Source organism: Streptomyces colonosanans (assembly GCF_001866645.1).
Classification (GTDB): Bacteria; Actinomycetota; Actinomycetes; order Streptomycetales; family Streptomycetaceae; genus Streptomyces; species Streptomyces colonosanans.
In genome coordinates this window covers 21,346-28,735 of the sequence record NZ_MLYP01000055.1, presented here as the reverse complement: position 1 = coordinate 28,735, position 7,390 = coordinate 21,346, and the positions used below count along the sequence as shown (strand labels likewise).

Annotated in this window: 5 protein-coding genes; all 5 read right to left on the bottom strand. The window is 69.1% G+C overall.

Going from position 1 to position 7,390, the window contains the following annotated elements:
• Positions 1-932: maltotransferase domain-containing protein (locus tag BIV24_RS21225; protein WP_143064638.1), on the bottom strand; the 932-nt coding region annotated here is incomplete at its 3' end.
• Between the two features lie 233 nt (positions 933-1,165).
• The gene (locus tag BIV24_RS21220; RefSeq protein WP_071367971.1) at positions 1,166-2,368 is read right to left on the bottom strand and encodes a S8 family peptidase; all 1,203 of its coding nucleotides are present in this window, start codon (positions 2,366-2,368) and stop codon (positions 1,166-1,168) included.
• Between the two features lie 232 nt (positions 2,369-2,600).
• Entirely contained in the window at positions 2,601-3,122 is a 522-nt protein-coding gene (locus BIV24_RS21215; RefSeq protein ID WP_071367970.1) for a DUF1990 domain-containing protein, read from the bottom strand.
• A gap of 69 nt (positions 3,123-3,191) precedes the next feature.
• Positions 3,192-4,862, bottom strand: a complete 1,671-nt coding sequence (locus tag BIV24_RS21210; protein ID WP_071367969.1) for a M4 family metallopeptidase — start codon at positions 4,860-4,862, stop codon at positions 3,192-3,194.
• A gap of 255 nt (positions 4,863-5,117) precedes the next feature.
• The gene (locus tag BIV24_RS21205) at positions 5,118-7,157 is read right to left on the bottom strand and encodes a M4 family metallopeptidase (RefSeq protein WP_071367968.1); all 2,040 of its coding nucleotides are present in this window, start codon (positions 7,155-7,157) and stop codon (positions 5,118-5,120) included.
• Positions 7,158-7,390: the final 233 nt, after the last annotated feature.

Below are 7,390 nucleotides of genomic sequence, written 5' to 3'. Positions count from 1 at the left end.
GCCCACGGCACCCCCACATCCCCCACACCCGCCGACAAACCATTGTTCGGCCCCTTACGAAACGTGGACCCGATCGGATGAACCGGCGGCAGATACACCACGTCGAAACCCATCCCCGCGATCACCGGCAACCGCCGCGCCGCCGAACGAAACGTCCCATGCGGCCGCTCCACCGTCCCCTCCGACCGCGGAAAGAACTCGTACCACGACCCGAACAACGCCCGCTCCCGCTCCACCACCAACGGCAACCGACCCGACGACGACACCAACTCCCGCAACGGATACCGCACCAGAACCTCACCCACCTCGGCAGTGAGCGCCGCCGCGAGACGGGACGCGGCCGGGCGGTCGGTGGCGCGCAGGACCGATACGGCGAGGAGCACCTCCCGTCGGCCTTCACTCGTCGGGACGCCGACCGCGGCGCGCTCGTACAGATCGGCGCCCTCCTCCAGGACCAGTTCGGTGTCGATCCCGGCGGGTATCTTGATCCGCGCCTGCTCACGCCAGGTGGTGACCGGATCCCGCCAGGCCTCCACGGCGTAGGTCCAGCGACCCTCGCGCGGGATGGAGACGGTGGCGCCCCAGCGGTCCGTGCCGGGCTCCAGCTCACGCATCGGCGTCCAGGGACCGCGACGCCCCTCGGGGTCCAGCAGGACGACATTGGCGCCGATCGCGTCATGCCCCTCACCGAAGACCGTCGCGGAGATCTCGAACTCCTCGCCCACCACCGCCTTCGCTGGACGGCGGCCCTGGTGGACGAGAGGGCGTACGTCGAGGACGGGGATGCGTCCGAGGGTGGGACCGGTGTCCGGCCCCGGGGCGGGGCCCGGGGCCGCGGAGGGGACGCGCGGGGCGGGGGGACGGGCGTCTGTCTTCGGCGCGGGGGATGTGCCGCGTGCCGGAAGTGCCGGTGAGTGGTGCGTTGCGGGCATGGCCGCTCCTGTCCGCGTCGACGTGGGTGGGCGGATGAGGGTGTCGCAGGGTGGAACCGGCAGTGCTGTCGGAGGAGCCTGCCCACCCTGTACGGGTGGGCATTCCGGCACTTTGTTGACTACTCACGCGTATGTCTACGTTCAAGACCGGCCGCATCCGGACGAGCGAAAAGGACCGGCCCCGCCCGTCGGGGGCGAGGCCGGCCACAGTGCGCGCGTGGGCTTGACCGCGGTCAGGGATTGCCGACCTGGAGCAGCTTGTTCGGCGAGCCGAGCCCTGCTCCCTTGATCTTCCCGGAGGCCGCTTGTCGCACCAGAGCCTTGCTCACCTGCGCCGGAGTGGCCTTGGGATGGTTGGCGAGATACAGCGCGGCCGCGCCCGTGGCATGCGGCGTCGCCATCGATGTACCGGAGAAGGTGGCCTTCCCCGTGTCGCTCGCGTACGAGTCGGAGGTGATCGCCACTCCGGGGGCGAACAGATCGAGCCGCGGGCCCCAGTTGGAGAACGACGCCCGGGTGTCCTTCTGGTCGCTGGCGCCCACGGTGATGGCTTGTTCGACGCGGGACGGGGAGTACAGGCTCGCCGGACGACCGTTGTTCCCGGCGGCGACCGCGTAGGTGACGCCGGAGGCGATGGAATTGCGTACGGCGGCGTCCAGTTGCGCGTTCGCGTAACCGCCCAGGCTCAGGTTCGCCACTGCGGGCTTCTTCGCATGCCTGGTCACCCAGTCGATGCCCGCGATCAGCTGCGCGGTGGTGCCGGCGCCCTTGTCGTCCAGGACGCGCACGGCGACGATCTTCGCCTGCTTGGCGACCCCGTACATGGTGCCTGCGATGGTTCCGGCCACATGCGTGCCGTGTCCGTTACGGTCGGCGGCGCTCTTGTCGTTGTCGACGAAGTCCCAGCCGTAGCTCGCCCGGCCGCCGAAGTCCTTGTGCGAGATACGGATACCGGTGTCGATGACATACGCCGTCACGCCTGCGCCACCCGGTTGGGGCCAGGTGTAGCCGTGGTCGAGCGGGCGGTTGGGCTGGTCGATGCGGTCCAGGCCCCATGACGGCGGGTTCTTCTCGAAGTGGTCCAGCCGTACCGTCGTGTCCTGGACGACCGAGGCCACACGGGAGTCCGCCGCCAGACGCCGGGCCTGCCGCTCGTCGACGTCCACCGAGAACCCGTTGAGCGCGGTTCCGTACGTATGGCTTATTTTCGCCCCGTACTTCTCGGCTATGCCCTTGCCGATGGCCGGTGGTGCCTTCGCTTCCCCCTTGAGTGTCACGATGTAGCTTCCGCTGACGGCGCCGGGGGCACCGGCGCCGAGGATGGTTCCCACCGGGGCGGCCTGCGCGGGCTGGGTGATGGCCGAGAGCGCCACGACCGTGGTCACCGCGGTGAGGCCGCCCGCCCAGCGCAGACGTGCGTTTCTCATCCGTGCCATGACTCGAGTTCCCCCTCCTCAACTAGGCGCACCTTGGCCGGGGTTCATCCATGTCTGTGCTGTTGTCGGCCGGTACGCCGGTTGGCAGCCTCTCGTGTGGAGCGAATCGCCACAAGGCCGCCCAGGAGGGCGGAATCGGCCATATCGGCGATGGCGGATGTGTAAAGGTTGCGTTGTGTTTCGGACGGCTTGTGCCGAACCCGGGAGGGGGTCAAGGGTGACGCGGTGACCGTCAGGCGGAGCCGTCCGCCTCCTCGCACAGCCTTCGCAGAACGGCCCCGCAGCGCCGCGCATACGCGTGCTGCAACCCGCGTGTCGCGGGGCCGCCCGCCCGGGCGTACCACTTGGCCGGGCGGCTGAAGGCGGTGATCGTCAGCCAGACCGTGCCGTCGCCGGTGCGGTTCACGACGAACGCCTCCTCGCCGCACTCCGGGTGGCCCTTCAGCGTGCCGTAAGCCCAGCCGGCGCGCCGGTGTTCCTCGATCGTCCACACCACCCGGCAGGGGGCCTTGATCACTCCGCCGAGGGTGATGGTGACGTCGACGCCGGGGGCCGCCCGGTCTTTGCCGGCCTGGACGCCCACTCCCATGGCCCGGTGCAGCTCCCAGGTGAGGAGCGCCTCGGCCGCACGCCGGAACACCGCCTCGCCCTCGCCGATCCGTGTGCGTAGGTGCAGGGGGTGGAACCCCTCGGGGCAGTGGCCGGGCTCACGGGTGGCGCCGACATCCTTGTACGTGAAGTCCGCCGATGACATGCGCTCCAGCGTAAGGCGGCCCCCGGCGTCGTTTTCCCGCCGGGGGCCACCGTGTCCGCTATCCGTGCACTAGTTCACGTTGACCGCGGTCCAGGCCGCGGCCACCGCGTTGTACTCGGTGCTGGTGGAGCCGTACAGCGCCGACGCCGCGCTCAGGGTCGCCGTGCGGGCGCCCTTGTAGTTCGTCGTGGACGTCATGTACGTGGTCAGCGCCTTGTACCAGATCTGCAGCGCCTTGGCGCGGCCGATGCCGGTGACCGTGGAGCCGTTGTACGTCGGGGAGTTGTATGACACTCCGTTGATCGTCTTCGCGCCGCTGCCCTCGGCCAGCAGGTAGAAGAAGTGGTTGGCGACACCCGAGGAGTAGTGCACGTCCTTGTTGCCGACGGTGGAGGACCAGTAGTCGGCGGAGGCGCCGTCCTTGCTGGGCTTGTCCATGTAGCGCAGCGGGGTGCCGTTGCCGTTGATGTTGATCTTCTCGCCGATGAGGTAGTCACCGGGGTCGGAGGCGTTGTTGGTGGCGAACTCGACGCCGGTGCCGAAGATGTCGGAGGTCGCCTCGTTGAGGCCGCCGGACTCACCGCTGTAGGTGAGGTTCGCGGTGGCGGCGGTGACGCCGTGGCTCATCTCGTGGCCGGCCACGTCCAGCGAGGTCAGCGGGTGGGTGTTGCCCGAGCCGTCGCCGTAGGTCATGCAGAAGCAGCTGTCGGACCAGAACGCGTTGACGTACGAGCTGCCGTAGTGGACGCGGGAGTAGGCGCCCACGCCGTTGTTCTTGATGCCGTTGCGGCCGAAGGTGTTCTTGTAGAAGTCCCAGGTGGCCTGCGCGCCGTAGGCGGCGTCGGCGGCCGCCGTCTGGTCCGTGCTGGAACTGGAGGCCGTTCCGGTGCCGAACACGTTGGTGGTGTTGGTGAACAGCGTGCCGGTGCCGGAAGTGCCGCGGGCGAGGTTGTACGTCTTGTGGCCGCCGCGCGTGGTGTCGTACAGCTGGTACGTCGAGCCCGACAGGTTCGTGCCGAGGGTGACCGTGCCGGAGTAGAGGGTCTTGCCGGTGCCGGTGCCGGTCTCGATGCCCTGGTACTCGTGGAGCTTCTTGCCGGTGGCGGCGTCGGTGATGACGTGCAGCTCGTTGGGGGTGCCGTCGTCCTGGAGGCCGCCGACCACCGTCTCGTAGGCGAGGACCGGGGTGCCGTCGCCGGCCCAGATCACCTTGCGCGGTGCGCTGTCGGCGGAGGTCTGTGCGGAGCCCGCGGCCTTGGCGGCGGTCACCGCCTGCTTCTCCGCCTTCGACGCGGCGATCTGCGGCGTGAGCGAGGCGACCTTGATGGTGGCCTTCGTCGCCCGGGTCACGCTCTCGGCCTTGCCGGCCTTCTCGTGGACGATCAAGTCGCCGCCGAGGACGGGAAGGCCGGCGTAGGTGCGTTCGTAGCGCGTGTGGACCGTCCCGTCGGCATCCTGTACGACGTCCTTGACGAGCAGCTTCTCCTGGTTGCCGAGGCCTATCTGACGGGCCGTCTCGGGTGCCGCCGCCTGGGCGTCCTTGACGAGGGAGGAACGCGCCGCCGTGGACAGCGCGACCGGGGTGGCGGTGAGCGGCTGCGCCGCCGTGCCGGACGGGGAGGCCGTGGCCTGGGCGGCGGCGACACCGCCGGTCAGGCCGGTGGCGAGCAGCGCTCCGGCTGCGACAGCGGTGGCGATGGCCAGGGTGGTGCGCCTGTGACGCGCGGAGAGGGGGGTCACGCAAGCTCCTTATGTGGGGGCGACCGCACGACAGGAAGGTCGTACGGACGATGCGAGTTGCGGGTGATCCGTGCGGTGGAAGCGTTGCATCAGGGACGCGTACATGTCAGGACCCTGATGTGATGTTGGCCGAAAGTCATCTGCCTGGTTCGCGTTTCGGCGCAATGAAGCAATGAACAGGCGCCGTTCCAGGGGTTCGGCCTCCGGAACGGCGCCCTGTCCTCGGGGATTCGAGTGACCTAGCGGAAGGTCCTACTAGAAGGTCAACTTCCAGCCATCGATGTACCCGGTGTCGCCGGCGTACATGTCCTGGACCTTCAGCTTCCAGGTGCCGTTGGCCGGGGCGGAGGACGCGTTGACCGTGTAGGTCTCGTGCACGTCGTCAGCCGAGTCGGAGATGTTGTTGTTCTTCATCCGGTAGGTCGTCCCGTTCGGGGCGACCAGGTCGATCCGGAGGTCACCACGCCAGGTGTGCACGATGTCGACCGTGACCTTGAGGGCAGCCGGGGCGTTGCCGCTCTGTCCGGAGACGGTGATCGACGAGGTGACCGCCGGCCCGCCGTCCGGGATCGCCACGTCGGACGTGTTCTCGAACACGGTGCCGCCGGGGTTGCCGCCGCCGGAGCGCGAGCCGACCGCGACCGCCGCCCAGGCGTCCATCACCGCGTTGTACTCGTTGCTGGAGGTGCCGTACAGCTCACCCGCCGCCGCGAGCGTGCCGGTGCGGGCCGCGGCGTAGTTGGTGGAGGCGGTCCACTTGGTGGTCAGCGCCCGGTACCAGATCTGCAGCGCCTTGGACCGGCCGATGCCGGTGACCGGAAGCCCGTCCACCGTGGGCGAGTCGTAGCTGACGCCGTTGATGACCTTGGTGCCGCTGCCCTCGCTGAGCAGGTAGAAGAAGTGGTTGGCGATACCGGAGGAGTAGTGCACGTCCTTGTTGCCGGCGGTGGAGGTCCAGTAGTCGAGGGAGGCGCCGTCCTTGCTGGGCTTGTCCATGTAGCGCAGCGGGGTGCCGTTGCCGTTGATGTTGATCTTCTCGCCGATGAGGTAGTCACCGGGGTCGGAGGGGTTGTTGGCGTAGAACTCCACGCCGGTGCCGAAGATGTCGGACGTGGCCTCGTTCAGCCCGCCGGACTCACCGCTGTAGGTGAGGTTGGCGGTGGCGGAGGTGACGCCGTGGCTCATCTCGTGGCCGGCGACGTCCATCGCGGTCAGCGGGTTGTTGTTGGCCGAGCCGTCGCCGTAGGTCATGCAGAAGCAGCTGTCGTCCCAGAACGCGTTGACGTAGTTGTTGCCGTAGTGGACGCGGGAGTAGGCGCCCACACCGTCATTGCGGATGCCGGAGCGACCGAAGGTGTTGCTGTAGAAGTCCCAGGTCTCGGCAGCGCCGTAGTGCGCGTCGGCGCCCGCGGTGGCGGCGTTCGTGTTGGTGCCGTCGCCCCAGGTGTCGTTCGTCTGCGAGAACAGCGTGCCGGTGCCGGACGAGCCGTGGTTGAGGTTGTACGTCTTGTGGCCGCCGCGCGCGCCGTCGGCCATCGTGTACGTCGACCCCGACTGCGTGGTGGTCAGGGGGACCTGCCCGCTGTACCGGGTGTTGCCGATGCCGTTCTTGATGCCCTGGTAGCGGAAGATCTCCTTGCCGGTGGCGGCGTCGGTGATGACGTGCAGCTCGTTGGGAGTGCCGTCGTCCTGGAGGCCGCCGACCACCGTCTCGTAGGCGAGGACCGGCTGGCCGCTCGCCGCCCAGACCACCTTGCGGGGGGCGCCGTCGGCGTCGGTCCGCGTCGAGCCCGCGTCCTTGGCGGCGGCCACCGCCTGCTTCTCCGCCGTCGAGGCGGTGATCGCGGGCGTGAGCGAGGCGACCTTGATGGTGGCCTTGGAGCCCTTGACGACCTGCTTGGTCTTCCCTGCCGCACTCGTGTCGACGATCAGGTCGCCGCCGAGGACCGGCAGGCCGGCGTACGTGCGCTCGTAGCGCGTGTGGAGCGTGCCGTCGCCGTCCTTGATGACGTCCTTGACGACCAGCTTCTCCTGCGCGCCGAGGCCGATGTCGCGGGCGGTGTCGGCCTTCGCCGCGTCGGCGGTGCGGATCAGTTCCGCGCGCTGCGAGGGGGAGAGCTTCACGGCCGTGTGGGCGGGGTTGATCTTCGCCGGGGCGGGCTTGGCCGGGGCGGCGCTCGCGGCGCCCGCCTGGACGGCGGCGGCCAGCAGGGCGGAGACGCCGACGAGGGCGACCGCCGCGACACGACGGGACGGGGTGACGGAAGTAGGTCTGCGGGAGGAACTGCGTCTCAACACTGACTCCTTCTGCGTGGCCGCACATCGCGCGGCCATGAGGGGGTCGGACGGAGTGTGGCCGTCCGGACGGAACAAGGCGGAACGCGGAACCAGGTGCATGAAGGTGACAGGCCACGGCACAGCGGAGCACTGTGGGGCTGTGGAGTGGCCCTGGAGAGCGTGACAGGCGAACGCGCAGACTGTCAGGTGCGCATCAAGAACTTGGCTGGAAAGTGCCGTTGGCCGGATGC

Bases quoted from the DNA above. Each gene is read 5' to 3' on its own strand.
- BIV24_RS21220 (WP_071367971.1), bottom strand. From the start codon at position 2,368: ATGGCACGGATGAGAAACGCACGTCTGCGCTGGGCGGGCGGCCTCACC.
- BIV24_RS21215 (WP_071367970.1), bottom strand. From the start codon at position 3,122: ATGTCATCGGCGGACTTCACGTACAAGGATGTCGGCGCCACCCGTGAG.